This is a genomic window from Pseudomonas sp. P7548 (assembly GCF_013386585.1).
In the GTDB taxonomy this organism is placed as follows: Bacteria; Pseudomonadota; Gammaproteobacteria; order Pseudomonadales; family Pseudomonadaceae; genus Aquipseudomonas.
Genome location: NZ_JACARO010000238.1, coordinates 1 through 312 on the forward strand (window position 1 = coordinate 1; position 312 = coordinate 312).

At 63.1% G+C, this 312-nt stretch carries 1 pseudogene; it reads right to left on the minus strand.

The window, feature by feature from the left end:
• Positions 1 to 312 (minus strand): annotated as a pseudogene (locus HX803_RS32480) (helix-turn-helix transcriptional regulator); the annotation flags it as partial.

The window sequence follows — 312 nt, forward strand, 5'->3', positions numbered from 1 at the left end:
CGCCCGCGCCAAACAAGTGCTCACACAGGCTCGCGTTAAAGCGCGGCAAATGGGCCAGCACGCGCCAGGCCTCGGCCAACTCGGCGGGCAAGGTGCTGAACAGTTCGTGCTGCAGGGAGTCGAGCAGAGTTTTGTCGGGGTGGCCGTCGCCCAGTAACGCGATGCGCACGCCAGCGCACCAGCCGGCGCTGAACCCCATGACCGTGTCGACGTTTTGCCCGGCGCTCAGCAGTTGTTGAATTTCGACCGGGCGAAATGACAACTCGCCACACTCGAACAACTCGTCATCGAGCAACAGGCGCGGCCAATTAC